Source organism: Hyphomicrobium sp. GJ21, assembly GCF_001006785.1.
GTDB lineage: Bacteria > Pseudomonadota > Alphaproteobacteria > Rhizobiales > Hyphomicrobiaceae > Hyphomicrobium_B.
Genome location: NZ_CDHO01000003.1, coordinates 1,752,031 through 1,778,086 on the forward strand (window position 1 = coordinate 1,752,031; position 26,056 = coordinate 1,778,086).

At 61.2% G+C, this 26,056-nt stretch carries 28 protein-coding genes and 1 tRNA gene; 10 read left to right on the plus strand and 19 right to left on the minus strand.

Annotated elements, in window-relative coordinates:
* Positions 1-32: 32 nt before the first annotated feature.
* The 7 genes from HYPGJ_RS16690 to lgt all read right to left on the minus strand — a co-directional run bounded on the left by HYPGJ_RS16690 (position 33) and on the right by lgt (position 7,317).
* Positions 33-1,037 carry an NAD(P)-dependent alcohol dehydrogenase gene (locus HYPGJ_RS16690; protein WP_046848105.1) on the minus strand — a complete coding sequence of 335 codons (1,005 nt, stop codon included), beginning with the start codon at positions 1,035-1,037 and terminating at the stop codon, positions 33-35.
* Between the two features lie 106 nt (positions 1,038-1,143).
* The gene (locus tag HYPGJ_RS16695) at positions 1,144-2,049 is read right to left on the minus strand and encodes a hypothetical protein (RefSeq protein ID WP_244466210.1); all 906 of its coding nucleotides are present in this window, start codon (positions 2,047-2,049) and stop codon (positions 1,144-1,146) included.
* Positions 2,050-2,198: 149 nt separating this feature from the next.
* On the minus strand, positions 2,199-3,194 hold the full coding sequence (locus HYPGJ_RS16700; protein ID WP_244466213.1) for a ribose-phosphate pyrophosphokinase: 996 nt from the start codon (positions 3,192-3,194) through the stop codon (positions 2,199-2,201).
* 108 nt (positions 3,195-3,302) lie between these two features.
* Entirely contained in the window at positions 3,303-4,349 is a 1,047-nt protein-coding gene (locus HYPGJ_RS16705; protein WP_046848107.1) for a hypothetical protein, read from the minus strand.
* A 202-nt stretch (positions 4,350-4,551) separates the two neighbouring features.
* The gene (pgeF, locus tag HYPGJ_RS16710) at positions 4,552-5,325 is read right to left on the minus strand and encodes a peptidoglycan editing factor PgeF (RefSeq protein WP_046848108.1); all 774 of its coding nucleotides are present in this window, start codon (positions 5,323-5,325) and stop codon (positions 4,552-4,554) included.
* A gap of 16 nt (positions 5,326-5,341) precedes the next feature.
* Complete coding sequence (locus HYPGJ_RS16715) at positions 5,342-6,481, minus strand: SAM-dependent methyltransferase (RefSeq protein ID WP_052750944.1); 1,140 nt, start codon at positions 6,479-6,481, stop codon at positions 5,342-5,344.
* The gene (gene lgt, locus HYPGJ_RS16720) at positions 6,478-7,317 is read right to left on the minus strand and encodes a prolipoprotein diacylglyceryl transferase (protein WP_046848109.1); all 840 of its coding nucleotides are present in this window, start codon (positions 7,315-7,317) and stop codon (positions 6,478-6,480) included. The genes HYPGJ_RS16715 and lgt overlap by 4 nt, the downstream gene beginning before the upstream one ends.
* A 178-nt stretch (positions 7,318-7,495) precedes the next feature.
* Here lgt and HYPGJ_RS16725 point away from each other — a divergent pair, with 178 nt between their 5' ends.
* The 3 genes from HYPGJ_RS16725 to proC all read left to right on the plus strand — a co-directional run bounded on the left by HYPGJ_RS16725 (position 7,496) and on the right by proC (position 9,398).
* Positions 7,496-7,759, plus strand: coding sequence for an accessory factor UbiK family protein (locus tag HYPGJ_RS16725; protein ID WP_046848110.1), 264 nt, complete (start codon positions 7,496-7,498; stop codon positions 7,757-7,759).
* A gap of 280 nt (positions 7,760-8,039) precedes the next feature.
* Complete coding sequence (locus tag HYPGJ_RS16730; RefSeq protein WP_013216456.1) at positions 8,040-8,537, plus strand: YbjN domain-containing protein; 498 nt, start codon at positions 8,040-8,042, stop codon at positions 8,535-8,537.
* Between the two features lie 33 nt (positions 8,538-8,570).
* Complete coding sequence (gene proC, locus HYPGJ_RS16735) at positions 8,571-9,398, plus strand: pyrroline-5-carboxylate reductase (protein WP_046848111.1); 828 nt, start codon at positions 8,571-8,573, stop codon at positions 9,396-9,398.
* Between the two features lie 237 nt (positions 9,399-9,635).
* On the opposite strand, the gene HYPGJ_RS16740 is transcribed toward proC, so the two are convergent.
* The 3 genes from HYPGJ_RS16740 to HYPGJ_RS16750 are packed head-to-tail and all read right to left on the minus strand — an operon-like array spanning position 9,636 to position 12,395.
* Positions 9,636-11,051, minus strand: coding sequence for an ATP-binding protein (locus HYPGJ_RS16740; RefSeq protein WP_046848112.1), 1,416 nt, complete (start codon positions 11,049-11,051; stop codon positions 9,636-9,638).
* Between the two features lie 49 nt (positions 11,052-11,100).
* Positions 11,101-11,817 (minus strand): response regulator transcription factor, encoded by a 717-nt coding sequence (locus HYPGJ_RS16745; RefSeq protein ID WP_046848113.1) that lies wholly within the window; start codon positions 11,815-11,817, stop codon positions 11,101-11,103.
* Entirely contained in the window at positions 11,814-12,395 is a 582-nt protein-coding gene (locus HYPGJ_RS16750) for a MarR family transcriptional regulator (protein WP_083984165.1), read from the minus strand. The genes HYPGJ_RS16745 and HYPGJ_RS16750 overlap by 4 nt, the downstream gene beginning before the upstream one ends.
* Before the next feature lie 203 nt (positions 12,396-12,598).
* On the opposite strand from HYPGJ_RS16750, the gene HYPGJ_RS16755 reads away from it, so the two are divergent.
* Together HYPGJ_RS16755 and HYPGJ_RS16760 are read left to right on the plus strand one after the other, a co-directional pair.
* Positions 12,599-13,495 (plus strand): branched-chain amino acid aminotransferase, encoded by an 897-nt coding sequence (locus tag HYPGJ_RS16755; RefSeq protein WP_046848114.1) that lies wholly within the window; start codon positions 12,599-12,601, stop codon positions 13,493-13,495.
* Positions 13,496-13,583: 88 nt separating this feature from the next.
* Positions 13,584-13,862 carry a hypothetical protein gene (locus tag HYPGJ_RS16760; RefSeq protein WP_046848115.1) on the plus strand — a complete coding sequence of 93 codons (279 nt, stop codon included), beginning with the start codon at positions 13,584-13,586 and terminating at the stop codon, positions 13,860-13,862.
* Positions 13,863-13,887: 25 nt separating this feature from the next.
* Here the strand turns inward: HYPGJ_RS16760 and HYPGJ_RS16765 are convergent, their stop codons facing one another.
* A complete protein-coding gene (locus tag HYPGJ_RS16765) occupies positions 13,888-14,139 on the minus strand; it encodes a hypothetical protein (RefSeq protein WP_046848116.1) in 252 nt (83 codons plus the stop codon).
* Positions 14,140-14,400: 261 nt separating this feature from the next.
* Here HYPGJ_RS16765 and HYPGJ_RS16770 point away from each other — a divergent pair, with 261 nt between their 5' ends.
* Positions 14,401-16,017 carry an NAD(P)/FAD-dependent oxidoreductase gene (locus HYPGJ_RS16770; RefSeq protein ID WP_046848117.1) on the plus strand — a complete coding sequence of 539 codons (1,617 nt, stop codon included), beginning with the start codon at positions 14,401-14,403 and terminating at the stop codon, positions 16,015-16,017.
* A 92-nt stretch (positions 16,018-16,109) separates the two neighbouring features.
* Positions 16,110-16,529 (plus strand): alternative ribosome rescue aminoacyl-tRNA hydrolase ArfB, encoded by a 420-nt coding sequence (arfB, locus tag HYPGJ_RS16775; RefSeq protein ID WP_046848118.1) that lies wholly within the window; start codon positions 16,110-16,112, stop codon positions 16,527-16,529.
* Positions 16,530-16,580: 51 nt separating this feature from the next.
* Here the strand turns inward: arfB and HYPGJ_RS16780 are convergent.
* From HYPGJ_RS16780 to mnmA, 3 genes are all read right to left on the minus strand, one after another.
* Positions 16,581-16,657, minus strand: a tRNA-Met gene (locus HYPGJ_RS16780).
* A 137-nt stretch (positions 16,658-16,794) separates the two neighbouring features.
* Positions 16,795-17,529, minus strand: a complete 735-nt coding sequence (locus HYPGJ_RS16785) for a methyltransferase domain-containing protein (protein ID WP_013216446.1) — start codon at positions 17,527-17,529, stop codon at positions 16,795-16,797.
* Between the two features lie 34 nt (positions 17,530-17,563).
* Complete coding sequence (mnmA, locus tag HYPGJ_RS16790; RefSeq protein WP_046848120.1) at positions 17,564-18,757, minus strand: tRNA 2-thiouridine(34) synthase MnmA; 1,194 nt, start codon at positions 18,755-18,757, stop codon at positions 17,564-17,566.
* Positions 18,758-19,162: 405 nt separating this feature from the next.
* Here mnmA and HYPGJ_RS16795 point away from each other — a divergent pair, with 405 nt between their 5' ends.
* A complete protein-coding gene (locus tag HYPGJ_RS16795; RefSeq protein WP_013216444.1) occupies positions 19,163-19,441 on the plus strand; it encodes a DUF1153 domain-containing protein in 279 nt (92 codons plus the stop codon).
* 83 nt (positions 19,442-19,524) lie between these two features.
* Here HYPGJ_RS16795 and HYPGJ_RS16800 read toward each other — a convergent pair whose 3' ends face one another.
* Entirely contained in the window at positions 19,525-20,238 is a 714-nt protein-coding gene (locus HYPGJ_RS16800; RefSeq protein WP_046848121.1) for a hypothetical protein, read from the minus strand.
* A gap of 210 nt (positions 20,239-20,448) precedes the next feature.
* Positions 20,449-20,829 (minus strand): hypothetical protein, encoded by a 381-nt coding sequence (locus HYPGJ_RS16805; protein ID WP_046848122.1) that lies wholly within the window; start codon positions 20,827-20,829, stop codon positions 20,449-20,451.
* Positions 20,830-21,505: 676 nt separating this feature from the next.
* On the opposite strand from HYPGJ_RS16805, the gene HYPGJ_RS16810 reads away from it, so the two are divergent.
* Positions 21,506-22,204: a response regulator transcription factor CtrA gene (locus HYPGJ_RS16810; RefSeq protein ID WP_013216441.1), complete on the plus strand. Its 699-nt coding sequence runs from the start codon at positions 21,506-21,508 to the stop codon at positions 22,202-22,204.
* 112 nt (positions 22,205-22,316) lie between these two features.
* On the opposite strand, the gene HYPGJ_RS16815 is transcribed toward HYPGJ_RS16810, so the two are convergent.
* Positions 22,317-23,804, minus strand: coding sequence for an outer membrane beta-barrel protein (locus HYPGJ_RS16815; RefSeq protein ID WP_046848123.1), 1,488 nt, complete (start codon positions 23,802-23,804; stop codon positions 22,317-22,319).
* A 225-nt stretch (positions 23,805-24,029) separates the two neighbouring features.
* Here HYPGJ_RS16815 and HYPGJ_RS16820 point away from each other — a divergent pair, with 225 nt between their 5' ends.
* A complete protein-coding gene (locus tag HYPGJ_RS16820) occupies positions 24,030-24,692 on the plus strand; it encodes an MBL fold metallo-hydrolase (protein WP_046848124.1) in 663 nt (220 codons plus the stop codon).
* A gap of 115 nt (positions 24,693-24,807) precedes the next feature.
* Here HYPGJ_RS16820 and HYPGJ_RS16825 read toward each other — a convergent pair whose 3' ends face one another.
* The gene (locus HYPGJ_RS16825; protein ID WP_046848125.1) at positions 24,808-25,179 is read right to left on the minus strand and encodes a hypothetical protein; all 372 of its coding nucleotides are present in this window, start codon (positions 25,177-25,179) and stop codon (positions 24,808-24,810) included.
* Positions 25,180-25,226: 47 nt separating this feature from the next.
* Positions 25,227-25,739, minus strand: coding sequence for a hypothetical protein (locus HYPGJ_RS16830; protein ID WP_244466214.1), 513 nt, complete (start codon positions 25,737-25,739; stop codon positions 25,227-25,229).
* Between the last annotated feature and the right edge of the window lie 317 nt (positions 25,740-26,056).

Sequence of the window (26,056 nt, forward strand, 5' to 3'; positions counted from 1 at the left end):
GCGCCGCCCGTTCCGCGCGTTTCCACCTAGCCCTACATGTCGAGCACGATGCGATAGCGCGCCTTGCCGTCGAGCAGGTGCTGCATCGCGTCGTTCACCTTTGCCAGCGGGAAGTGTTCCGTCTGCGGCAAGATGTTGTGACGCGCAGCAAAGTTCAGCATCTGCGCGGTCGTCGTCGGCGCACCGTTAGGCGAACCTGAAACGCTCCGCTGCGTCATGATGATGTCGAATGCGTGCACCGGAATGGGTTCCAGAACCGCGCCGACGAAATGCAGCCGGCCTTTCGGCCTGAGCGTCGCCAGCATGGCGCGCCAGTCGAGCGGCACGTTGACGGTCACGATCAGCAGATCGAGCGTGCCCGCCGCTTTCTTGATCGCGTCTTCATTGCGCGAGTTGACGATGTTATGCGCTCCGAAACCGCGCGCTTCATCGGCTTTGGAATCGTTGGAGGTGAAAGCGGTCACTTCGCAGCCCCACGCCTTGGCAAACTGCAAAGCGAGGTGCCCGAGACCGCCGATGCCGACAACGCCGACACGATCCGTCGGACGCACGTCAAAGGCGCGGAAAGGCGTGAACACGGTGACGCCGCCGCACATCAGAGGTCCCGCATCTCGGGCGCTGAGCCCATCCGGAATGGGAGCCGCCCAAGGCCACTGCACGCGGACGCGATCGGCGAAGCCTCCGTGGCGGCCAACGATGGTCGCCTGACCTTGTGGACAAAGATTGCCGTCGCCTGAAACGCACTGCTCGCAGTGCATGCAGTTGCCGGATGCCCAGCCGATGCCGACGCGCTGGCCGACCGTCAGTCCTTTGGCGTTCGAGCCGAGAGCGACGACCTTGCCGATCACCTCGTGTCCCGGAACGATCGGATATGTCGTGATGCCCCACTCGTTGCTCATCATCGACGCATCGGAATGGCAGATGCCGCAATGCTCGACAGCAACCTCGACGTCGTCGGCGCCGAGAGGGCCCGGATCGTATTCGAACGGTTCGAGAGGACGGTTCGCCGCTGTCGCGGCCCAGCCTTTGATTGTCATATATCGATCCTCATTTCACGACTTGCGATTGGGATGATTGCGGCGCGCGAGGGTTATCAATTTAATCCGCTTGGCGCCGGTCTTTTTGCAAAATGGTCTGCGAGATTCAGTAATCGATCTCGATGCTCAGTTTCAATGTCGTGGCAGGCGTGTCTTTATTGAGACCGAAGAGCAGCCCCGTGCCGATCGTTGTCTCGACGTTGCGCTCCGCCGCTTCTTTTATATTGCTGGACGATGCGTCGTCATCGTCATCATCACCAAATGTCCAATAAAAAACGGGTCCAAGGCGATACTGATTGAATTTTCCGAAAATACGTTGCGCTTCGCCGATGTTGTCGCCGCTGATGCGTTCGATCCCGCCATACGATTCCAGCGCCAAGGCATGTTCTTTCGAAGACCGGTACATGACGCGCGCGGCGTAACCGAAATCGATCTTGTGCTTGTCCTCGGGTTCGCCTCCGAAATACTGAATGACGGTTGGATTGAGCGACGCGCTCCACGCGCCCTGCTGCCATTCGAAGATCGGCCCGATTGTCAGCGTCGATGCTTCATCCGAATGCGCCGACTGTTCCCACTGGACGAGAAAGCCCGCGCCGATCCCATCGCCTTTTCTGGGAATGACAGTCCAGATGGTTTCCGCGCCGTATCCGTCGAATTCCAGCGGCCCCATACGCTGCGCATCGCTGAACGATTTCGGATCGTCGATCCGACCCTGTTCGAATTCGACGCCGAGGCGCATTTTCAAGAACGACGTCAGCCCAACCTCGATCTCCAGCCCCTCGCGTTGCCGAGTAATCGTATTCGGGTCTGCGATGACACCGGAGCCATCCGGCAGGACGCGGCGTCTCGGATTGCCCGACGAAAAATCGTTCTGGCTCTGGATCTCGATGGCGCCCGGTACAGACTCGAGGTTCTTGATTTCAAATTGGTCGAGAGACGGACCGGCGACAGCAGCAGTCGCGCCCGCGCTCGCGGCGATCGAAACTGCGAGCGCGATAAGGCGTCCGATCAAACTGCGCGCCGAGTCCCGATGCACGCTTCCCCCGCGGGAATTGAATCCCCGTCATTTTTGCTGGGAAAGCTATGGCATAGGGAATTTTTCCCGACCATCACAAATGCAGGCGGGGCAGCGATTTCTGATCAGGCAGCGTGATTTGGGGATCAGTAGAAGAGGCTTGAGACGCTCTCTTCGCGGCTCGTGCGCAGAATCGCCTCGCCGATCAGTGGTGCGATCGAAATGACGCGAATGTTCTTGGCGGCTCTGACGGCTTCCGTCGGCAGGATCGAGTCCGTAATGACCAGCGATTTCAAGCGCGAGTTCTGAATTCGGCTGACCGCGCCGCCCGACAGCACGCCATGCGAGATGTAAGCCGATACTTCCGTTGCGCCGTTCTTCAGCAACGCTTCGGCGGCATTCACCAGCGTGCCGCCGGAATCGACGATGTCGTCGATCAGAATGCAGCGCTTACCATCGACGTCGCCGATGACGTTCATGACTTCGCTCTCGCCCGGACGTTCGCGGCGCTTGTCGCAAATCGCGATCGGAGCGCCGATGCGCTTGGCGAGCGCGCGCGCTCTGACGACGCCGCCGACGTCCGGCGATACGACGACGATGTCTTCCGTGCTTCCGAAATTCTCTTCAATGTCGCGCGTCATGACGGGCGCGGCGAAGAGGTTGTCGGTCGGGATGTCGAAGAAGCCCTGGATCTGGCCAGCGTGCAGATCGAGCGTCAGCACGCGCTGGGCGCCGGCGCGCTCAATGAGGTTGGCGACGAGCTTAGCTGAAATTGGCGTGCGCGGACCGGGTTTGCGATCCTGGCGCGCATAACCGAAGTAGGGAATGACCGCTGTGATGCGCCGCGCCGACGAACGCTTCAGCGCGTCCATCAGGATCAGCAGCTCCATCATGTTGTCGTTGGCGGGAAACGACGTCGATTGGATGACGAACACGTCCTGGCCGCGGACGTTCTCCTGAATTTCGACGAACACTTCCATGTCCGCGAAGCGCTTCACCTGCCCCTTGGCCATCGGCAGCTTCAGGTACGCGCAGATCGCATCTGCTAATGGCCGATTGCTGTTGCCCGCGACGATCTTCACGCCCAGCTTTCCTCGACCTGCCAAGCTCCGGGCGTCATCACCTTTAATGTCGAAAGGCATGTGCACTCCAGAGCCGTTGTTACGGGGCGGCTTGTAGCAATTGGGCCCGGACGATTCAACCGTCCGAGCCCTGATTTATGACGAGATGTTGTCACGCCACCCAGTTGCTTAATTTATGCTTTTATCCGGCAGCAACTTGATGATGCCCTGTGCGGCGGCGGCGGCAGCGGCATCTGCCGTTTTGCCCCAGGCGCCGTCGAGCGAGCCTTGCGGCACTTCGTTCTTCTGCGAAACCGTGCCGAGCTTCTTGCCCGATGGATCGAGCACGTTCCAGTCGATCTGGATCGGCTGCTTGCCGTCTTTGGTTGCCCCGAGCGCGACCTTGCCTTCGACCTTGTAGGAGCGGGCATCAGGCGTGTTGGCGAGGCTCAGCCCATGCTTCGAAAGCTCGCGCTGGATCGCCATGGTCAACGAGCTTCCGCCATCGCCAGGCGCACCCGTGACGGCCGGAACGATGGCCGTGACCGGACCCGACGTCGCGATGCTTCCCGTCGTCGGCGACGGCTGTTGCGTGGATGCCGTTTCGTACGCCGCTCTCGGCGCGGCCGGCACCGCGGCCTGCGGCGCGCCTGCGGCCGGCGTGTTCGACGCGACGATGGCGCCGGCACCCGGCAGCCAGCTTGCAATCTGCTTCGCGGTCTTGTCGGAGATGGCTTGGATGACAGGCGGCGTCACGGCAGCCCACGGATCTTTGCCCGCGCCCGCGACGACTTCCTCACCCGTGATGCGATGGACGCGTTTGCCCGTCTGATCGGTCACGTCCCAGATGTAGGAAATCTTCGCTTTCGTCTTTTCGCGCGCCGCAACGATGTAGCCGCGCAGCACATACTCGCCCGTGGCATCGGTCGACGCCGCGACCGTCAGGCCGTTACGTCCGATCGCGGAGGAGAGCTCTGTCTGCAGATCGCGCGCGACGTTGTCGGGCGAGCCGATGATCGGAGCGATCTGAATTTTCGCCGTTCGAGACGAGACGGGCGTCGCCGCGCTCGGCTGTGTCAGCGAAGCCTGTGGCGCTGAATCGCCGCCGCCAAGGATGCTCGGTGTCGACGAGCAGCCGCCGAGTCCGAGAGCGAGAACCGACGCGCAGAGCGCCGATTTAATCGAAACAAGATATCTTCCGCGCGCGCGCGTCCGAGCAGAGCATAAGGTCGCCACGTGACGTCCCCCCTTGACCAACCGCAACTTCCCGGCGGCCGGAATTACTATACCCCGCGGCCTGAACTCCCTCAGATACTACCGGACTGACATAACCCCTCTAGATCAGCCCGCCTCTGCCCGTCCAGACGTCAGCCCAGCGAAAGTGTGATCAGCCCGCGAAACACGGGCGTCAAGTCGGACTCCGCTGTGGATTATGCGATTAAGCCACGACGATGGCGGAGATTTGACGGCCGTAATCGGGCTCTTTGAGCTTCGTTTTGCGCCGATAGCTGAAGAAAAGCGATTCGTTCTCGGCAGTGCAGGTCGCGAGCGTCATGGCCTCCGCGATCCGCGCCTCATGAAGCCGTCGCAACACAAAGCCGGAGAGATCGAAGTGCGGGCGTCCCGTCGCGCTCGGCCGCGAAAAGAACCGCTGGTTTGCCGGATCGGCTTTCAGAAACTCGGCTTCGAACTCCGGCCCGACCTCGTAGGCGTCTTGTCCGATGCATGGTCCGACCGCGCCGCGGATGCGGTCGCGCCGGGCGCCCAGACGCTCCATCTCCTGGATCGCGCTTTCGACGATGCCACCGAGAGCGCCACGCCAGCCCGCATGCGCGGCGGCCACGACCCCCGCCTCGGCGTCTGCGAGCAGCACCGGCGCGCAGTCCGCCGTCAGTACGCCGATGACAAGTCCCGGCGTCGCGGAGACCACGGCGTCGGCGTGCGGAAGTGCATCGCGTGCGGGAAAGCTCGTGACCTCGCGCGCCGTCGTGCCGTGCTCCTGATAGAGCGTGACGACTGCGCCGCCCGAGCCTCCAAGATGATCCGCTATGCGGCGCCGGTTTTCGAGCACCAAGGCGGGCTCGTCATTCGATCCGAGGCCGCAGTTGAGGCTCGCGTAGATACCCTGCGATACGCCGCCCTGCCGCGTGAAAAATCCGTGCCGTATGCCCGGCAGCGCACTGAGGTTTTCCGCAACGAGAGGCGAAAGCATGAGGTGCGCGGCTCCTTCAGATTTGTTGTGGCGCGCCGCTGGCGACTTTCGACGCGCGGAATCCCGGGAGCGGCGGCAGATCCGGAGACCGCGCCGCGAGCACCTTGAAGCGCGATCCCATGCCGTTCGGCGCAAGAAGACGCGCGACGCCCGCCTCGATCTCGCCCGCCCGCTGCGGATTGGCCGACATCAGCCGAGACGCGCGTTCGACGATGCCGACCGCGCCGAGAAATTCGGCCTGCGTCACCGGCCCATCGAGTGCCAGTCCGGCGCGATGCAGCGTCGACGCAAGATCGTAGAAATTGACGTGCACTGTGAGATCGGCCTCGCCCGGCGACGCGAGCGGCGATTCATATTTGTGCTCGCGGACGGCTTGCAGCGTATCGCCCGCGGCGGCGGCGGTGTGCCCATAATCGATCAGCAGCATCACGACTGGCCCGCGCTGCATCAGGCTTTGCAGGGCGTCTGCCAGCCGGTCGAGCCGTTGCGTTTCGACGACGGCGCCGACCTGCGCATCGGGCAGCAAAGCATCGAAGGCCTCGTGGGGGCAGTCGCCGTCGATCGCGGTGAATTCGAGCTGCCCTGAAGCATTCAAACCCACGCCTCGAATGCGCCAGCCGTCGAGCGTCTTGACCCACTGCGCGACCGGCCAGGAATCGAGGAACTCGTTCGCAACGATGATCGCGGGCGGTGAAAACTCGTCGAGCTTGGCGCCCCACGTCGCGCGGCTGCGGAAATCCGCGAGCGTCGTCGCCTGAAGTTGCGAAAGCGTCTGGCTCGCTTCGATCAGATAGGGATGCACGGCCTCGGTAAATCCCGGCACGACACGGGCAGCGCGCAACGCGTCACGCATCATGGTCCCGCGCCCCGGTCCGTATTCGGCGAGCGTGATGGAGCCCGGTGCTCCGAACACAGTCTGCCAGACGACACCCGTCCACACCCCGATCAGCTCGCCGAAAACCTGGCTGATGTCGGCGGCCGTGATGAAGTCGCCCGATGCGCCGAAAACCCGCTGCCTGCGATAATAGCCGAACGGCTCGTCCCAAAGACATCGCGCCATATACGCCTGGACCGTCATCGGACCATCGCGCTGGATGCTTTCCTTGATCAGCCGCCCGAGCGGCGTATCGCGGTGCGTGCTCGGATCGTCGCTCAAGCGGACACCTTTGCTGGAGCCTCCGGTTGCCGCGCCGACCAGACCATGTAGAGGCCGAGCAGCAGCATCGGCAGACAATAGACCTGACCCGCCGTAAACGGACCGATATTCAGAATATGATCGGGCTCCGGTTCGCGGAAGAATTCGCACGTCGCACGCGCGATGGCGTACCAGATGAGCCAGATGCCGGTGACGAGCCCCGGCCGTTTCAGCGCCAGCAGGCGATGCGTCGCGAAGCGGATGATGATCCACATCACGAGGCCTTCGAGCGCTGCCTCATAAAGTTGGCTCGGATGGCGCGGATCGGGTCCGCCATTCGGAAACACCATGCCGACGGCCGCCGTCGTCGTGCGTCCCCAGTGCTCGGCATTGATGAAGTTCGCGATGCGGCCAAAGAACAGCCCGATTGGAACAGCTGCACAGCACAGGTCCATCACGGATCGTGCGGAAACCTTGAATACGCGCGAAAAGAGCAGAATGAAAAGTCCGGCCGCGATCAGCGCGCCGTGGAAGCTCATGCCGCCCTTCCAGACTTTCACGATCTCCGCCGGGTTCGCGAAATAGAAATCGGGATCGTAGAGCAGCACCTGTCCGAGGCGGCCGCCGATGATCACAGCACCGGTCATGTACAGAAGCAGATCGTCGACGCGCTCGAGCGTCATGGGCGGCTTGTCTGCAAACCAAAGCCTCGGCGTTGAAATCAGGCGGCGAATATACAGCCAGCCGAGCACAAGGCCCGCGAGATACGCGATGCCGTACCACTTGATCGAGATCGGCCCATACTCGATCGCGATCGGATCGATGTTCGGATACGTCAGAAGGGCGAGGGGTGTCATCGATGCTCCAAAATCAGGTCCGGCCCTTCATGAACAAGCCCGCCGAGGTTGTTTGGGAAGGCAGGGTTAATGTCAAGCACGGCCCAGGCCCTGCGGCCGCCACGGATATCCGCTCTCTTGCGGTCCGCACCCGCAATGGCCATAGTCGATGCGAGCCCTGAAGTCTTTGAGACCCGATATGACCCAGACGACCAACAAACTGTTCGACGACTTTGCCAAGCTGATGACGGAAGCCGCAGGCGCGGCAGAGGGCGTCCGGCGCGAGACGGAAACCGTGATCAGGGGGCAGGCCGAGAAGTTTCTTCGCGACATGAATGTCGTGACGCGTGAGGATTTCGAGGCCGTGCGCGAAATGGCGCAAAAGGCGCGTCAGGAGAACGAAGCGCTCGCCGCCCGCATCGCCGCGCTCGAAGCCGCGATCGCCAAGCCGAAGACGGTCTGACGCATCCCGCCGGGACGCACCCACCAGACGGCGCTCCGCTGCATCCACAGATTAGACGGCGTTTTCTACAGTTCGCTGCGCGACACGCATTGCAGACGCGCATATGCCCGCGCTTCGCCACTTTCACCGTGGACAAGGTTCGCGCGCCAAAGGCGTCAGCTTGCGACTCGTCGAGGCGTCTGGTTTTGTCCGGCGCAGCGAAAAACGGCGAATTTGCTGATTTGACAGGGCCGTTTCGCAAAAACCAATTCGTCTCGCGGCAGACTGGAGATCGATACACATGGCAGTTGCGGAACAGAAAACTGACCGCGTCCTGAATCCGATCGATCTCATCGAGCAGCTTGCGAACGGCCATGATTGGCCACACGACCGCGCCAGCGACGAAGAAATGACTCTCATCGTTGCCGGGACATGGGCCGACTATCACATCTCGATCAACTGGCGCGAAGACCTCGAGGCCTTGCATCTCGCCTGCGCCTTTGACTTCCGGGTTCCGGAAAATCGCCTGACGGAAATGTACCGGCTCGTCGCGCAGATCAACGAGCAGCTTTGGCTCGGCCACTTCGATCTCTGGACGCGGGAAGGCCTCGTCATGTTCCGCCACGCGCTGCTGCTCAACGGCGCGGTCGCGACGGTCGCCCAGTGCGAGGCCATGCTGAAAGCTGCGCTGGAAGGCTGCGAGCGCTATTACCAGGCCTTCCAGTTCGTCGTTTGGGCGGGTAAGGAGAGCCGTGAAGCCCTGGTTTCGACGATGTTCGAGACGCAGGGACAGGCTTAATCCGGGCGTTTCTCGCCCAAGGTATATCGCGTCATGTCCTTTAAACTGGATGGCCCGGTCGTGCTCGCCGGCGCCGGCAAGATGGGCGCCGCGCTGCTCGCGGGCTGGATCGCACGCGGGCTTCAGCCTCGCGACGTCATCGTTCAGGAACCCAACCTCGCAGGCGACGCGGCGAAGCTTCACCGCAAGCACTGCTTCGACGTTGTGATGTACCTCCAAGCCCTGCCGACGTCACCTTCGGTGATCGTCGTCGCGGTCAAGCCGCAGGCGATGGATTCGGTCTTTCCCGAGCTTGCTAAAAGCGCTGGGCCGGCGACGGTCGTGATGTCGATCGCGGCAGGCAAGTCGATCGCCAGCTTCGAGCGCCATCTGCCATCGGGAACGGCCGTCGTCCGCGCCATGCCGAACACGCCGGCAGCCATCGGTCGCGGTATCACGGGAGCCGTTGGCAACGCCCACGTCACCGAAGCGCAGAAGGATCTCTGCGCAAGCCTGCTGAGCGCGGCGGGCGAGGTGGTCTGGCTGAACGATGAAGCGTTGATCGATGCCGTGACCGCCGTCTCCGGATCAGGTCCGGCTTACGTCTTCCTGCTCGCCGAAACCTTGGCCCGCGCGGGCGAGGCGGCTGGTCTCGACGCCGCGACGTCGATGCAACTCGCACGCGCGACCGTTTCGGGCGCTGGCGAACTACTGCATCGCTCTCAATCCGATCCGGCTACGCTCCGGCAAAACGTGACCTCGCCCGGCGGCACGACGGCCGCGGCTTTGTCGGTCTTGATGCGGGAGAAGGGCGGTCTGCAGGACTTGCTGACCGAAGCCGTGCTGGCTGCAAAAAAACGAGGCCGCGAACTCGGAAGCTGACGGGGCTGGGTAGTCCGTCAAATTCCATGTTCGCGGCCGATTTCTCCCGAATGGGCTGGCGACCCACGGCGATCGGGATTTCGGATCCGGAGACTGAAGGCTTGGAGGACACCTTGCCGAAGTCGAAGAAACGCCAGAACCGATATGCTGATGGTGTAATATCATAACATAACGGTCAACTCACAAGGCTGTGTTCCAGCCAGTGAAGAAACTTAACGCTTTGAGTTATTTGGGTTATTACTGTGGAAGCGAGATGATCGCGCGCAGTCCGCCCATCGAGCTCTGTCCAAGTGCAATTTCACCGCCGTGGCTTTTCGCGATGTCACGCGCGATGGCGAGCCCAAGGCCGCTGTTGCCTTCATCCTGATTGCGCGCGTGGTCGAGCCGGTAGAACGGCCGGAACACGTTCTCGCGCTCCGACTCCGGAATGCCGGGACCATTGTCGTCGACCTCGATCCGCACCCACTGCCCCTCGGGCGCGACGCGGATGATGATGTGATCGCCGAACCGTGCGGCGTTGGTGACGAGGTTCGTGATCGCGCGCTTCAGGGCCTGTCGCTTCAGCGGCAGCACGATATCGCCCTTGCTCTTGCGCACCTTGAGATCGATCGTCGCCGCGTAGATCGAAGCTTCGTCGACGATCTCCTGCAGCAGCTCTGGCAGATCCGTCGGCTTCGCCTCCTCGCCGCCGTCGCCCTTCGAGAAGGCGAGGTAATCTTCGAGCATGTGCTGCATCTCGTTGACGTCGGTCGAGAGCGCCCGCGTTTCCGGCGTATCTTCGAGCAGCGCGAGTTCCAGCTTGAATCGCGTCAACACTGTCCTGAGGTCGTGACTGACGCCGGCCAGCATGGTCGTGCGCTGTTCGACGTGCTGCTTGATGCGGTCGCGCATCTGTAGAAACGCGACGGCGGCCTGCCGGACTTCGCGTGCGCCGCGCGGCTTGAAGTCTTCTGAGATCGCGCGGCCCTTGCCGAATGCGTCGGCCGCATCGGCGAGACGCAGAATCGGACGGATCTGGTTGCGAAGAAACAGGATCGCGACGGTCAGCAGAATGACCGACGATCCGACCATCCACAGCAGGAAGATATGCGAGTTCGAAGCATACGTCTGGCTGCGCGTCGCGACGAAGCGCAGGATGGCGTCGTCGCGCTTGACGCGGATTTCGACGTTCTGGGATTCCCCGACGGTATCGATCCAGAACGGCAGCTGCACATGCTTTCGAAGCTCATTTGAAAGCGCCTTATCGAGCAGACGGAAAAACGGTTTCGGTCCAGGCGGCGGCAGATCCCCCGGCGGCAGGACTTCCATTTTGAGGTTCAGCCTGTCGCGCGCGAGATCGACGATTTTCTGCGCGTTGTCGGCTTTCGGCAGGTCGCTGTAGACATCGATCAAGGCCGCGATATCGCGCGCCGTCGCCTCCGAAAGACGTCGCGTCACCGCCTGCCAATGGCGTTCCATGAACGCGAACGCGATGACGCCTTCGAGCACGACGATCGGCGTGATGATGATGAGCAGCGCTCGCGCATAAAGCCCTTTCGGCAGCATCTCACCGGCAAGGTTGGTGAGACGCAGGACATGCGGATGCTCGCGGATGCGCCGGTAGAGCGACAGGTCCTTTTGGGAGTCGGGCGTCGTTTCGTTGATAACCGCCATCGCCGTTTCGATTTGCCTATGCTTTGGAGACGACGAAGCTCATCACGCGTCAATCGGTATAAAGAATATAGCCCTTGCCGCGGACCGTTTGCAGATAGACCGGGTTCGATGGATCGGCCTCGATCTTCCGACGAAGACGGTTGATTTGCACGTCGATCGCGCGCTCGCTGCCCGTGCTGTCGTCGCTCGAAAGCTCGTGCCTCGGAACGGCGACGCCGATGCGCTGCGCAAACAGTCGCAACAGGTCCCGCTCGCGCTCGGTCAGCTTGATCGTATCGTCGTCGCGCCGGAGTTCGCCGCGCGTGGTATTGAAAACGCAGCCGCCCATGCGGATCTCGTCGCGCGTCGCGGTCGGCGTCTGGCCGCGCCGAAGAATATTCCGCAGTCGAAGCAGCAGCTCGCGCGGTTCGAACGGCTTCGAGACATAGTCGTCGACGCCGGCTTCGAGACCCGAGATGCGATCCTCGGCATCGGCGAGCGCCGTCAGCATGCAGATCGGGACGGGGCGGGTCGCCTTCAGATCGCGTGCGAGCGTCAATCCGCATTCGCCGGGCATCATCACGTCGAGCAGCACCAGGTCGAACGAAAGCCCGCGCATGAACGAACGCGCTGCGGCGGCATCCTGAGCTTCGGTGACGCGGAACCCGTTACTCTTCAGAAAACGTCCGAGCAAGGCTCTGATCTTCTGGTCGTCGTCGACGACGAGAATGTGGGGAGCATTATCAGCAAGCAGTTCGGCGCGATCCTGCACAACTGCACCTCTCATTCGTGGCTTTCGGTTTCCCCCGCGATGTCGGCGTGCGGGCCCTTGATCAAAACTTCAACGAGCGGGCGATCCTTTTCGGTAATCATAGCGAAAAGGAACTTGCGCGCGAGTTGATCCGCTCCGGGACCAAGCGTCGCGAGCGCTTCGGCAACGCGTTTGACCTGAATTTGTGTCAGTTTATCGGTCAAGCGCGTGCCTTTCGCCGATAGATAAAGCCGCCGCTCCCTCCGATCCTCGCTGCCGGCGCGCTGAATGACGAAGCCTTCATCGACAAGCTGCTTCAGAACGCGCGCCAGCGACTGCTTGGTGATCTTCAGAATATCCAGCAATTCCGCGACTTTCAGGCCCGGATTGCGATGAATGAAATGCAGCACCCGATGATGCGCCCGCCCGAAGCCATACTGTTCCAGCATCGTGTCCGGGTCGCGAGTGAAATCGCGGTAGGCGAAGTAGAACAATTCCACGCAGGAAATGATCTCGGGGTCGATGCCTTGCGCCCCGCCGTCAGGGGCGGCGCCGGCCGAGCCCTGGGCTTTTGCGCGACGAGCAGCTATGCCTTCAGAATTTATGTCAGTCATGTTGACTTATTGGTCCCAATCGTATTCTGTTTCAAGCCAAATCGCGGGATAGCAGCAGGTCTTGTGCCCTTGCGAGCGACGCGCCCAAGGACTAAGCGTCTTCCAAACGATCGGGCAGCCGCCGCACGCCACGAGGCCGCGGAACAGACGATAGCGCCGCGATTTCGCCAAACGATAATAACCAGCGAAGGACTCTGACGGGCATGGCCGACCTCGTTCCTTATCACGATCGCGATGGGCTGATCTGGATGGATGGGGCTCTGCTCCCCTGGCGCGACGTCAAGGTCCACGTCCTGACCCATGCCCTGCATTACGCCAGCGCGGTCTTCGAAGGCGAGCGTTGCTACGAGGGTGAAATCTTCAAGCTCACCGAGCATTCCGAGCGCCTCGTCGAAAGCGCCAAGATCCTGGATTTCGACATTCCCTATTCGGTCGCCGAAATCGATCAGGCCTGCCGCGATACCGTCGCAGCCAACAAGCTGTCCGATTGCTACGTCCGGCCGCTCGCTTGGCGCGGCAGCGAGCAGATGGGCGTTTCCGCCCGACAGACCAAGATTCATCTGATGGTCGCGGCCTGGAATTGGGGATCGTATTTCCCGATGGAGCAGCGCCTCAAAGGCATCCGCATTACGCATGCGCAATACCGTCGCCCCGACCCGGCTTGCGCGCCCGCGAAAGCCAAAGCCGCCGGTCTTTACATGATCTGCACGATCGAGAAGCACCGCGCCGAGCGTGCGGGATATTCCGACGCGCTGATGCTGGATTACCGCGGCCGCGTTGCCGAGTGCACCGGCGCCAACGTCTTCCTGATCAAGGACGGCGTCATCCACACGCCTGAGCCGGACTGCTTCCTCGACGGCATCACGCGCCGCACCGTCATCGACCTCGCGAAGGCGCGGGGCATCGAGGTCATCACGCGCGCCATCATGCCCGAGGAGCTTGGCAGCTTCACCGAATGCTTCATCACCGGCACGGCGGCCGAAATCACGCCGGTGTCCGAGATCGGCGAGCATCACTACAAGCCGGGCAAGATCACCGAAACGTTGCTCAACGATTACATGGAACTTGTGAAACCGAAGAAGCGCGTAGCAGCCGAGTAACCACGCGCCCGTTTTCACCCGTCGCCATCTTGCGCCGTCGCTCATATGGGCCGATGCTCGGTCCATGTGCGCAACGGGCGGTGCTCGGATGTCGAAAGTCCTGTCTGCTGTAGTGCTCGCCTTCGCGGCCGTCTCGTTCGGCGGTGGAGGCTTGCGCGCCCAGGAAGGCCCGGGCGGCGCCATCAATCCCAACCGCGACTGCCAGACAATTCTTGCATGCAACTTCCGCAAGGGCGGAAGCTGGCGCGGCTGCGTCTCATCCTATTCCTGTCGCAAGTGCGAATTCGTCCCCGCACCGTGTTCGATTGTCGGTGGAAAGAAACGCCGGCTCTGCCGTCAGCTCCAGTGTGATTGGAACGGCACGTAAGCTTCAGGAATAAAACGCTGGAAGCCTAGTTGCGATCTCGCAGGATCAACGGCGCACACACGATGGCGAGGAACGCCACAATCGTGACGCCGATAATAGCGGTCGTGAGAGCCGAGAGCGGACCGCTGATCCACATCGCGACGGCATTGATCAGTACGCACCATACCGCTGCAGGCACGATCGACGCGACGGCAAGCCCGATCAGTTGTGCACGGCTGACCTGCTGCCGTTTCTCCGGCGCAAATCTCGCAACAGCACTTGTCACGACGGCTCGCATTTTCGCGTGTGCTCCATTTGCAGCCAGTGCCCGATCCCCGATCAGCTTGAGTTTTTTTAACTAAGCTAGGAACGCGCAATAAACCGCCGGTTAAAACTCACGAACAAATTGTACGAGACGTTGTCTCTATTGAAAAAAATCCAACAAACTTGTCTCTACTTTGGGTTTAACGCTCTCCGATGGTGATTGTTTCCAATTCGGAGGCGAATCACCAAGCAAACCTAACGCAGATTCTGGAATTCATCAGCTTGGGTACAATTAATGATCCCCGACTTTTTTGACGTCGCGATAATCGGCGCGGGTCACAATGGTTTGACCAGCGCGGCCTATCTCGCTGGCGCGGGATTGCGAGTCGTCGTTCTTGAGAGCAATGGCGTCGTGGGCGGCGCCGCCGTGACCGAGGAATTTGCTCCGGGGTTTTCCAACTCCGTTGCCTCCTACACCGTCAGCCTTCTCAATCCAAAAGTCATCGCCGATCTCGATCTGCATCGGCATGGCCTCGAGATCATCGAACGGCCTGCCGCGAATTTCTGGCCTGTTGACGACAGACGGTCGCTGCTTGTGCCGTACGATCCAGTCGCGCGCCGCAATGCATTCGCGTCTTTCTCATCGAAGGATGCAGACCGGCTCGAGTCCTACGATAACGAACTCACACGCGCGGTCGACGTCTTGCGCGATCTCATCACACGCACGCCGCCGAACGCTGGCGGCGGCATTCTCGAATTGATCAAGGCCGGAACAATCGGCCGTCGTGTTCTCAATCTGTCGCTTGCCGATCAACGTCTCCTGCTCGAATTGTTTACGGCAAGCGCTGCCGATTTCCTCGATCGCCGCTTCGAGAATGAAACCGTTAAAGCCGCGTTCGCTTTCGACGGCATCGTCGGCGCCTATGCCGCGCCATCGACGCCGGGCACGGCCTACGTGCTGCTGCATCACTGCTTCGGTGAGGTGAACGGCAAGCCCGGACGTTGGGGTCACGCAAAGGGTGGCATGGGCGCCATCACGCAGGCGATGGCGCGGGCGGCGCAATCGCGCGGCGCAGTCATTCGCGTCAATGCGCCAGTCGAACGCGTGCTTGTCGAAAGAGGACGTGCGGCGGGACTCGTGCTGAAGTCAGGCGAGATCGTGAAAGCGCGCGCGGTCGCGGCCAATATCGGACCGAAACTTCTCTTCCGCGATCTCATCGCAGCCGGCGATGTCGATCCGGAAACGCGCGAAAAGTTTCTCGCAATCAAGACAGGATCTGGAACGTTCAGGATGAACGTCGCCCTTTCGGAACTTCCGGATTTCACGAGCAGGCCAGGGAAAGATTTGGGTCCGCATCATGGCTCCGGCATCGTCATCGGTCCGACGCTTTCCTATCTCGAACGTGCCTATCTCGACGCGCGCACGGATGGCTGGTCGCGCGAGCCGGTCGTCGAAATGCTGATATCGTCAACGTTCGATCCATCGCTCGCGCCGGCCGGACGCCACGTCGCAAGCCTCTTCGTGCAGCATGTCGCGCCGAAGCTGCCCGACGGCCGAAGCTGGTCGAATGCGCACGAGAGAGAAGCCTTCGCCGATCTCGTCATCGAGACAGTGACGCGCCACGCACCGAATTTCAGATCTTCCGTCGTGGCCCGCCAGGTGCTCTCACCTCTCGATCTCGAACAACGCTTCGGCCTCGTCGATGGCGATATCTTTCATGGACAGCTCGGCCTCGGGCAGCTCTTTTCCGCGCGCCCCGTTCTGGGCTATGGCAATTACCGGATGCCGCTGCCGGGCCTTTATCTGTGCGGCTCCGGCGCACATCCGGGAGGCGGCGTCACTGGCGTGCCCGGCATGAACGCCGCGCGGGAGATCGTCAAAGACATGAAGCGCTGGCGCTCGAAGAGGTGACGAGATGCACGTTGCGACGTGTGTGATTGCGAGTGTCGGCGGTTCCGATGCTGACGGCCTGACGGTCGCTGCGGCGGTCGAGGGGGCGTAGCGTGCGCATTACACCGGCGCTGGAGATCGACGAAGCCGAGATCGAGGAACGCTTCATCCGCGCCTCGGGACCCGGCGGACAGAACGTCAACAAGGTTTCGACCGCAGTCGAATTGCGCTTCAATTTCGCGGCCAACCGCTCGATACCGGATTTCGCGCGCGGCAAGCTGAAGCGTCTCGCCGGGCGTCGCCTGACGACCGAAGGCATCCTCGTCATCCAGGCCGATCGTTTTCGAAGCCAGGATCAGAACCGGTCCGATGCGCGTGCGCGTCTGCAGGAACTGATCGTCGAGGCGCTCGAACGTCCCAAGCCGCGCATTAAGACCAAGCCGTCACGCGGCGCGCGCGAGGAGCGCGTCAATTCGAAAACCGCGCGCGGCAAGGTCAAGAAAATGCGCAGCCGCAAAGTCGATTTCGACTGAGCGGGCAGATCACCTGCAGCGCCGCTTGATGCCTGTTGTTTTTGAGAAACCTGGTAGCGGGAGGCGGACTTGAACCGCCGACCTGCGGATTATGAGACCGCCGCTCTAACCACCTGAGCTATCCCGCCACACTGTCCGTCATGCGGACATCGAGCGCCCGTCTATAGGGAGCGTAATATCATCCTGTCAACCGGCGCTTCGCGCGCCGGCGACCGAAGTTGAAGTGATCAAACCATCTTTCCGGATTCGGAGCGATCCGCGCCGTTTACTCAGCCGCAACCGGCTGCTCGGCAGCCGACGTCAGCTTGCGGAAGCGCATCATCGTGAACAAGCCCAGCGGACGCAGGGACTTGCGATCCACCAGCTCGAGGTCGTCGCACACCATCACGCGCGACACGTCGAACACCGAATGCCAGCCGACGAGATCGGCGAACGGTGCCATTTGCCGCTCGACCCAGCCGCGGACGCCTTGCTCCTGGCTGAAGTGGTTGACGAGCATGACTTCGCCGCCCGGCTTCGTCACGCGTGCGAGTTCCAGCATGACCTGCCGGGGGTCGGGCACGACGGTGATGACATACATCGCGACGACGGAATCGAACGAATTGTCTGGGAAGCGAAGGCTGCCCGCGTCCATCTCGTACAGACCCGAGACGTTGACGAGCTGCTCGTTCTTGACGCGCTCACGCGCCTTTTCGAGCATCTCCGGCGCGAGGTCGATACCGACGATGTCGAGATGCTTCTTGTAGGAGGGAAGCGACAAGCCGGTTCCGACGCCGACTTCGAGCACCCGGCCCGAGCCGCTGTTGATGATCTCGACCGCATGGCGGCGACCGGCCGTCGACACGGCACCGAACGTGTAATCGTAAACCGGCGCCCAGCGGCGATAGGCATCGCGAACGGCGCCCTCATCGAGTTGAACGGCTTTTGGCTCGAACCGCCTTTTCGCAACTCCGGCTTGAGCGCCCGCTGCGCGCCGAAAATCCGATCCGTTATCGCCCACCGCCTTCTCCATCACTGTGTAACGCGCGTCCCGACTATCTCGGCGCCTCGGCCAGAGTATGGCTTTGTGCGCGATAGTCCCCTTGATTTGCAGCTTTCACCGTCTTTGCGATCCAACCGCCGCCGAGCACGCGGGCTCCAGGCTCCTGGCTGGCATAAAACACGCAGGCTTGCCCGGTCGCAATACCTTCTTCCCCGTCGTGCAGCTCGACTTTGCCGCCCGTCCCGCCATCGGCTGTCACCAGCGCGGCACGAAGCTTTTGCGAGGAGCGCATGCGCACGAAGAGTTCCAATCCGTTCCCGGCGCTTTCCGCGAACGAATTTTCTCCGAGCCAGTTGACGTCGCGCAAGATCAGTCCAGTTGTCGTCAGCGCCGAGCGCGGCCCGACCACGACTTCATTTTTCGCTGCATCCAGCCGCACGACGTACAGCGGCTCTGCCGCCGGGATCTTGATGCCGCGCCGCTGACCGACCGTGTAATGGACGATGCCTTCGTGCCGCCCGAGCACGCGCCCATCGAGATGAACGATGTTGCCGGCGTCGAGCGCATTCGGCTTCAGGCGTTCGATGACGTCCGTATAGCGGCCTGTCGGAACGAAGCAGATATCCTGGCTGTCGGACTTGTCGGCGACCGGCAGATTGAACGAGCGCGCGAGGTCGCGAACCTCGGACTTTTCCAGCGAGCCGACCGGAAACCACAGCGCCGCAAGCTGCGCCTTCGTGATGCCGAACAGGAAATAGCTCTGATCGCGATCCGTATCGACGGCGCGCGCAAGCTCTGGTCCGTGCTCGGTATCGCGTCGCTGCACATAGTGCCCCGTAACCAGCACCTCGGCGCCGAGATCCTTTGCAGTTTCCAGCAAGTCGCGGAATTTGATTTCGTTATTGCAGGTCACGCACGGGATCGGCGTCTCACCGTGCACGTAACTCTCGGCGAACGACTCGATCACCTTCTGAGCGAAGCGGGCCTCATAATCGAGGACGTAATGCGGGATGCCGAGAGCATCGGCAACACGACGGGCGTCGTGGATGTCCTGGCCCGCGCAGCAGCTGCCCTTGCGCCCGGTGGCGCTTCCATGATCGTAAAGCTGCAGCGTCACGCCGATGACATCATGCCCGGCTGCCTTCATGATCGCAGCCGCAACCGAACTGTCGACACCACCGGACATGGCGACGACGACGCGCTTCTTGGCACTCGGAACAGTGGCTGGCGTCTTAAAATCGGTCATCTGAGGCGGCAAAAACCCTAAACTGCTGACAAACGGCAATGCCAAGCTGCAGCCAGGATCATCCCCCGGCGCGGGCGGGCATTAAAAGACCAAATGTATTCAGCGAGTTATCTTGGTCTTGGCGGCAAAACTCGTCGGATTTTGCCACACGCTCTAATTCCTTAGTTCATTAAATGGGTGTCCCGCAAGTCGGCGGCAAGCATTTAACCAGACTGGCCCGGTATTCGCTGTGAGCCGTCGAGGTTAGCGGCGTGACTCGATCCGGAACGGTGAGGAACGCGCCGAAGTTTAACCACGTTGAATTGGCACGTCTATTTAAGCACTGTTCACTCAAGGGCTTAGTGCTAATTTAATGGCAACCCGCTATAAGTATCCCCTGTGGTCAGAGAGTGTGTATCGAGTATCATGACCGAACAACAGATGAGAGCGCGCGGGCGCTACGTGATCGGACCCGATGGGTCTCCGCTCACGGTCGCCGATCTTCCCCCGCGGGACACCAAGCGATGGGTGATCCGTCGCAAAGCCGAAGTCGTCGCCGCCGTGCGCGGTGGCCTTCTCAGCATTGAGGAGGCATGCGAGCGATATACGTTGACCGTCGACGAATTCCTGTCGTGGCAGCGTTCCATCGACAAGCATGGGCTTCCGGGTCTGCGCGCCACGCGCTTGCAGGACTATCGAGAGTAGTCGCGACGAGCGATCGATGATGCGAGGGGCCGATCCGTCGGCAGCTCCGCATACTCGCGCCGGCAGGTCCGCTGCTGTTTCAGCTATGGGCTTGCGGTCGCTTTGGCTTGCGCCGGAGCAGCGATCGCTTTTGATTTTGCGCTGTCTTTCGGCTTCGCCCCAGGCTTCTTGCTCGTTTTGGCTTTCGCCGCCGGCGCTGCGTCAGCGACCGGCTGCGGCGCCGATGGCGTCCAGCCCGCGACGGCCGACGACGGACTGCATCCGCTCTCGCCTTTGGTCCAGCGCGTAATGTCCCCGGTCATGGCGGACGCGAAGGCGTCCGTCATTTTCATGTTTTCAACCCTGACGGTTGCGGACGTGTCGCCGGTCGGATCGATGTCGACGCGGTAGGCTTTCGGGCCGCGTGGATTGGCCTGCGTCGGATCGCGACGATGGATGACGATCTCCGCCTTGCCACCGCGTGATGGCGGCGCTGCCGTCGCGTGATAGACGTAGTCCGGCTTTAACGGTCCGCCGACCGCAAACCAGCATTTCATCGCTCCCGTCGCGACGCGCGAATAGATGTCCGTCGCCGATCCGCCCTGGCCGCCGATCTGATCGACGACGGTACCCGTTTCCTGCGCAGCCCCCGGTGCCGACGCCGGTCGCGGTGGAGCTCCCTCAGCCGAGGCAGCTTCCACTGACGGTGCGCTCGGCAGGCCGAGCGTCGGCAATTGTGGTGCGCTTCCGGCGCATCCCGAAAGAAGCACGCCGGTGATGAGTGCAAGCAGCGCCTTGGATAAGCAACTGTCCGCCATTGTGCTCCGCTGGATGACGCGCACGAGAGGCCCTGTTGAGGGATCGACCAAGAACCCCTTTGCCCGGCAAGCGGCCATCCGGCAAGAGGGTTACCCACCGGCCAAACGGCGCGATCAGAAATGGACACAAGAAAAAGACGGCGCCTTTCGGGCGCCGCCTGCATTCGCTCGTGTCTGTGATTTGCCGGATACGGATGATTCGCTGGCCGTCTAGCGGAGCGCGCTCAATCCGAAAGGTCTTTCCCGGCGCCCGCGCGGATCGTGCTGACCCTCGATCTGCTGGCTGGCGCGGGAAAACTGTTCCAGCGTATCGTCGCGTTCGCGGACGGCAGCTGCAAGCTTCTCGCGCAGACCTTCCGTCGATTGCCGGAGGTTGTCGCGGCGAAGCGCTGCAGCCTTGGCGAATGTCGAATACGAAAAATGTCCCCGGTCGCGAACGCCGGTGCGGTCTTCCTCGAGTTGGATTTGCCGCTCCAGATCGGACGCCATCTGATCGAATTCGCGAATGATTCTTTCGAGATCCTCGACCTTCCTCGATTTCTCCTCGACCTCGCGACGCTTGAGGAGAATGGTCGTTTCACGTGATTTCATCGTTCGATACCCTGCACACATTCGAACTTACGTGGCCGATCAATCAAAAAACGTGCCAAAGGCGCGAAAAGATTTCGTGGCCGAAGCAACATGAACATCAGCGGTAATCGCGACACGTTAACCGCGTTGCATCGCCTCGTTGCTACTTCAATACTAGACATAACATGTTACGCTTAAGTTGCGGTAAAGCAACGCGTAACCTTTTCTGACGTACCGTCCCGTTCAGGGGCAGATTTTCGCCATAAGCAATCTAGGGGCTGGCTGCGAATTCTGTTAGCTCTTGATTCGAACCGAATGCGGGTCGCAAGGCGGTCGAGAAACAAGCTGGAAGGGTGGGCGCCCGGACGGCAGGTTTCCGCGGCGGGATCTGTTAGACGGTCGAGAGGGGCGCAGTTCTAATATTTTGACATTTTGACGGGCCGTCTTTGGCGCGAACGGGCACCTGTGTCCGTGAAGCAAGATCGATGTCCCGTCCGCGAAGGCCAAAAGCGGTCTGGCTATGCCGTTAATACGCGGCAGAGCCCATTCTGCAGAAATGGCTAACGCGGAATTAGGGTTTGTTAACCTCTCGTCGCTAACTTCCTAACGATCGCTTAGCTCGAACTGTAGTGCGTTTCTTTGGGCGAACAAGCAGACATGGCGCGGAGTCATTGGATAGGGCACCAGAGGAACGGTCATGAGGGTTCTACTCATAGAAGACGACAGCGCTACGGCGCAAAGCATCGAGCTGATGCTTCAATCTGAAGGTTTTAACGTTTACACGACCGACCTCGGAGAAGAGGGTGTCGATCTCGGTAAGCTTTACGACTACGATATTATTCTTCTCGATTTGAATTTGCCGGACATGAGCGGCTATGAGGTTCTGAAGACACTCCGTGTCTCGAAAGTCTCAACGCCGATCCTGATCCTGTCGGGCCTCGCCGGCATCGACGACAAGGTTCGCGGCCTCGGCTTCGGCGCCGATGACTACATGACGAAGCCGTTCCACAAGGACGAACTCGTCGCCCGCATCCAGGCGATTGTCCGCCGTTCGAAGGGCCATGCCCAGTCGATCATCGAAACGGGCGATCTGCGCGTCAACCTCGACACCAAGACGGTCGACGTCAACGGTCAGCGCGTGCATCTGACGGGCAAGGAATACCAGATGCTGGAGCTCCTCTCGCTCCGCAAGGGTACCACGCTCACGAAAGAGATGTTCCTCAACCATCTCTACGGCGGCATGGACGAGCCTGAACTGAAGATCATCGACGTGTTCATCTGCAAGCTGCGCAAGAAACTGCAGACGGCAACCGGCGGCAAGCACTACATCGAGACGGTCTGGGGACGTGGCTACGTGCTGCGCGATCCGGGGCACGAAGGTTCGGAAGCCGCATAAAACCGCGCGCTCGCCTTCTCCAAAACTCTATCCACGCGTACAGGGGCCATGATGGCCCCTGTGGTGTTTTTGGATGCCGCTAAATTCGGCGTCTCGCCTCCGCGAACGAATCCTATTTCAGGGGCGCCTCGGATTCTGACGGCGTTGCGCCAAATCGATAATTGATCGAGAGCCGCCCCGTCTGAATATTCGGATCGAACTTCGTCGACACGATCTCGTTGATCTCAGGCAGATCGTTTGGAAGCAGTTTCACCGTCTCGCTGCCGAGGTCGATGTAGCGATACTCAGCCTTGAGCGACAGTGAGTCGTTCAGGCGCGTTTCGATACCGCCACCGATGAACCCGCCGCTCAAGCGCCGCCCGGAAATGAGCGTCGTTCCGCCGCCTCCGACAGTCTCGCCGTCGACGCTGATGCCGAACGAGACGTTCGTGTCATCCGCTTCGACGTTGGCGTAACCACCGCTGAGGAACAGCAGCGTATCAGGACGCGCCAGATAGCCGATGCGGCCGCCCACCATCAGCATGTTCTTCAGCTGCGTTTTGGTGCCGCCGCGAAGTTCCGCATCTTCGTCGATCGCCAATGACAGACTGTTGGTCTGCTTCAGATGCGAATAGTCGGCGTCGCCGAACGCACCGATCACGAAGCGCGGGCTGATCTGGTAATCGTAACCGGCCGTGGCGAACAGAATGCCGCCGTCATGCCCGAACGGAATCCCCGCGCTGAAAATGGAGCCGGGATCGGACGAACGATCGCTGAGTTCCAGCGTGTTCTTGGCGACGCCATAACCGCCGCCGACGCCGAGGTAGGCGCCGGTCCAGCTGCTGGTGACCGGCGGAATCGAATTGTCCGGCGCATCCGACTTGCCGTCGCCGAAGCGGTAGTTCAGCGAAATTCTGCCTGTTTGGATCTGCGGCTTGATCGATCCGGTGATGAACTCGTCCGCGCCGGAACCCGGCAGAATGTCGAGACGCTCGGCCTGCAGCGACGTGTAGCGATACTCGGCCTTGATGCTGAAGCCGTTCGAGATCAGCGTTTCGACGCCGCCGCCGAGGAAGTAGCCGTCAAAGCTTCCCACTCCCGCAAGCGTGCCGCCGCCCGAGCCACCGCCGATATTGAGGTTGGCTTTGATGTCGCTTGATTCGGCGTGTGCGTATCCGAATGTCGAAAAGAACATCGTCGTCGGAGCGACGAGATAGCCGATGCGTCCGCCGATCGAGAGCTGATTCTCGATCTTGAATTTGATGTTTGCATCGATTTCGCCGAGCTCGCTGCCGGCGCCGATGTTCGTGCTGATGTCGGAGAAGTCGTAGTCGATGAAAGCGCCGACAACCAACGGTCCGAACAGGACATGATCATAGCCGGCGCTGAGCGTTGCAAAGCCGCCCGATCCGCCGAAGCCGTTGATGCCGATGTTCGCGTCGATGAATGACGAGATCGCGGGTCCGGTGCCCAGGTTGAGATCGTTCTTCGTCATGCCGTAGCCGCCGCCTACGCCGAGCGAAATACCTTCCCAGTCATTGGCGGAAGCCGGAGTGGCAATAGCCGAAGCCGACACCGCGGCGCTTGATGCAACAAGCAACCCTGCGAATATTTTTTTCATCGGAACCCCGCCATTAAGAATTTGGTTATGCTCAATCAGTGCTCTGATATTCTCGATTCGGCTCGGGTGCACGACCTCTCGAAAGAGATTCTCCTGTACGTGGTTTTCTATTCACATCAGCCGTTTGGCCGGGTCAGACGATCCGCTATGACAAGTTGGGTCATGTGAGCTTGCGGTGAAGCGGAGCAATGCTCTAAGACCGCAGCTTGCCCGCAGGAGCATTCAATGAGCGACGCGACGACCCCGCCTCAATCACCGCTTAAGGCCGCGATCGTGCGCGTGACGCCGTTCGAGCAGAACTGCACGCTGATCTGGAACGAGGCGTCGAAGCGCGGCGCCGTGGTCGATCCGGGCGGCGATCTCGACCGCATCTTCCGTGGCATCGATGAAGCCGAAATCGAGGTCGAAAAGATTCTGCTGACTCATGGACATATCGACCACGCGGGCGCCGCGGACGAGCTGCGCCGGGAGCTTGGCGTCAAGATCGAAGGGCCGCATAAGGCCGACGCGCTCCTGCTCGACAACCTCGAGAAGCAGGGCGAGATGTACGGCATTCCCGACGTGCGCAACGTCAAGCCCGACCGCTGGCTCGATGACGGCGACGTTGTCACCGTAGCCGGTCACACGTTCAATATTTTCCATTGCCCGGGTCACTCGCCGGGATCGGTCGTGTTCTTCGACGCGGCGCAACGGTTTGCGCTCGTTGGCGATGTCCTCTTTCGCGGCTCGATCGGCCGGACGGATTTTCCCTACGGCGACCACGATGCGCTGATTGCGGCAATCAAGACGAAGCTTTTGCCGCTCGGCGACGATATCGCCTTCATCTGCGGCCACGGGCCCCCAGGCCAATTCGGGCAGGAACGACTGACGAATCCGTTTCTGGTCTGAACTGCGGTAGACCGCAGAGGGCTACCGGGAACCAGTGTTCCCGGTAAGAAGCACTGCAAAACAAAGACCTAGAGCCGATCCGAGGTTCCGCGCTTCAACGGAAAGCGGAGAGCCTCTAGAACGACCATTCCCAGTGCAGGCATCCGAACACACCGCATTCGCGTGCCAGCGTGCCGTATCCGCCGTTCGACAGTGTGTTGGTACCGTCGCCGAAAATGTCGACGGTCTGCACGCGCAGGGTTTCTTCGCAGCTCCGGCGGCAATCGACCCAACCGCCGCGAGGCAGCTTAACCTGCCAGCCGTATCGGCCAGGCCGCACGACGCTTTGCACCGAACCGTTGCCATAGTGGCTGCGCGCCGTGATGACTTCGCCCGGCTCGTAGTTCGAGCGCAGCCGGCGCGCCAGCGCATCGGCCGGAGTCGGCATCGAGGCAACCGCGAGCAATGCACCGATCACCGGGAGGGCAGCCCAAAGTCTGGAGCGCATGTTCTCGTATCCTTTTTCGGCGAACCGCCGGGCTGCTTGTGATGAACTCAGCGCGACATGGAAATGTTGATGCCCTTGAGAGACGGGCCACTGGTCAGCACGGCGACCGAATGTGAGCCGCGGCCGACGGTCACCATCATGGAGCCGGCGATACCCCCACTGATCGCCAGGTTGAGCCGGTTCGCCGAGGCGCGCCCCGTCACCGATCCCGACTGATTATACGTCCGCTCTTCCCAGTTGCCGCTCACCGCGCCGCCGGCATCGACCAGATTGGCGCGCAGTTCCACCTTCGCCGAAGCGTTGGCGCAGCGGATCGAGATCCCGAGATTATGCGGGCCGCCCGTGTTCGTATAATAGCCCTTGCAGCGAAGGCTTTCCGTCTTGCCGCCATCGAACTTCGCGACCCCTGAGCCGCTCCACGTGCCGACGAGTTCAGGAAATGGACCGTCTGCAGCATAAACATTCGGCGTGAACGACAGAGCGCCGCCCATTGCCGCCGTCGCAGCAAGCGCGCCAAGATAACGGGAAAAACGCCCGAAATAGTGCTGATGGCGAGACACGAAGCCCTTCCTTCCTGCGTATCGCGAAACGGCGCGCATTATTGTCTGACGCCCCCGATTTGGCGAGCCATATGGACAAAGTTGAACGAGATGCGCCGGAGTGTTGCCCTCGAACGACAGTCCAATACTGCGCCGTACGCGCGAACGTTCTAAGGCCGCTTTCCGTTCCGGTGCTTATGAGGAGAACATACGCGTCGCGCAAGGCCCTTGCCTCGGCTCCACAGTACGGGAGTTCGTCTTGCTCCCGGCACATCTGAGCAGAATTGAACTCGCGATATCTCCGCAATACGGCCCACAAACTGTCGAGATCGGCGATC

Coding starts and splice junctions, on each gene's coding strand:
- HYPGJ_RS16690 (WP_046848105.1), bottom strand. CDS start 1,037: ATGACAATCAAAGGCTGGGCCGCGACAGCGGCGAACCGTCCTCTCGAA.
- HYPGJ_RS16700 (WP_244466213.1), bottom strand. CDS start 3,194: ATGCCTTTCGACATTAAAGGTGATGACGCCCGGAGCTTGGCAGGTCGA.
- pgeF (WP_046848108.1), bottom strand. CDS start 5,325: ATGCTTTCGCCTCTCGTTGCGGAAAACCTCAGTGCGCTGCCGGGCATA.
- lgt (WP_046848109.1), bottom strand. CDS start 7,317: ATGACACCCCTCGCCCTTCTGACGTATCCGAACATCGATCCGATCGCG.
- HYPGJ_RS16725 (WP_046848110.1), top strand. CDS start 7,496: ATGACCCAGACGACCAACAAACTGTTCGACGACTTTGCCAAGCTGATG.
- HYPGJ_RS16730 (WP_013216456.1), top strand. CDS start 8,040: ATGGCAGTTGCGGAACAGAAAACTGACCGCGTCCTGAATCCGATCGAT.
- proC (WP_046848111.1), top strand. CDS start 8,571: ATGTCCTTTAAACTGGATGGCCCGGTCGTGCTCGCCGGCGCCGGCAAG.
- HYPGJ_RS16740 (WP_046848112.1), bottom strand. CDS start 11,051: ATGGCGGTTATCAACGAAACGACGCCCGACTCCCAAAAGGACCTGTCG.
- HYPGJ_RS16745 (WP_046848113.1), bottom strand. CDS start 11,817: ATGAGAGGTGCAGTTGTGCAGGATCGCGCCGAACTGCTTGCTGATAAT.
- HYPGJ_RS16750 (WP_083984165.1), bottom strand. CDS start 12,395: ATGACTGACATAAATTCTGAAGGCATAGCTGCTCGTCGCGCAAAAGCC.
- HYPGJ_RS16755 (WP_046848114.1), top strand. CDS start 12,599: ATGGCCGACCTCGTTCCTTATCACGATCGCGATGGGCTGATCTGGATG.
- HYPGJ_RS16760 (WP_046848115.1), top strand. CDS start 13,584: ATGTCGAAAGTCCTGTCTGCTGTAGTGCTCGCCTTCGCGGCCGTCTCG.
- HYPGJ_RS16765 (WP_046848116.1), bottom strand. CDS start 14,139: ATGCGAGCCGTCGTGACAAGTGCTGTTGCGAGATTTGCGCCGGAGAAA.
- HYPGJ_RS16770 (WP_046848117.1), top strand. CDS start 14,401: ATGATCCCCGACTTTTTTGACGTCGCGATAATCGGCGCGGGTCACAAT.
- mnmA (WP_046848120.1), bottom strand. CDS start 18,757: ATGACCGATTTTAAGACGCCAGCCACTGTTCCGAGTGCCAAGAAGCGC.
- HYPGJ_RS16795 (WP_013216444.1), top strand. CDS start 19,163: ATGACCGAACAACAGATGAGAGCGCGCGGGCGCTACGTGATCGGACCC.
- HYPGJ_RS16800 (WP_046848121.1), bottom strand. CDS start 20,238: ATGGCGGACAGTTGCTTATCCAAGGCGCTGCTTGCACTCATCACCGGC.
- HYPGJ_RS16805 (WP_046848122.1), bottom strand. CDS start 20,829: ATGAAATCACGTGAAACGACCATTCTCCTCAAGCGTCGCGAGGTCGAG.
- HYPGJ_RS16810 (WP_013216441.1), top strand. CDS start 21,506: ATGAGGGTTCTACTCATAGAAGACGACAGCGCTACGGCGCAAAGCATC.
- HYPGJ_RS16815 (WP_046848123.1), bottom strand. CDS start 23,804: ATGAAAAAAATATTCGCAGGGTTGCTTGTTGCATCAAGCGCCGCGGTG.
- HYPGJ_RS16820 (WP_046848124.1), top strand. CDS start 24,030: ATGAGCGACGCGACGACCCCGCCTCAATCACCGCTTAAGGCCGCGATC.
- HYPGJ_RS16825 (WP_046848125.1), bottom strand. CDS start 25,179: ATGCGCTCCAGACTTTGGGCTGCCCTCCCGGTGATCGGTGCATTGCTC.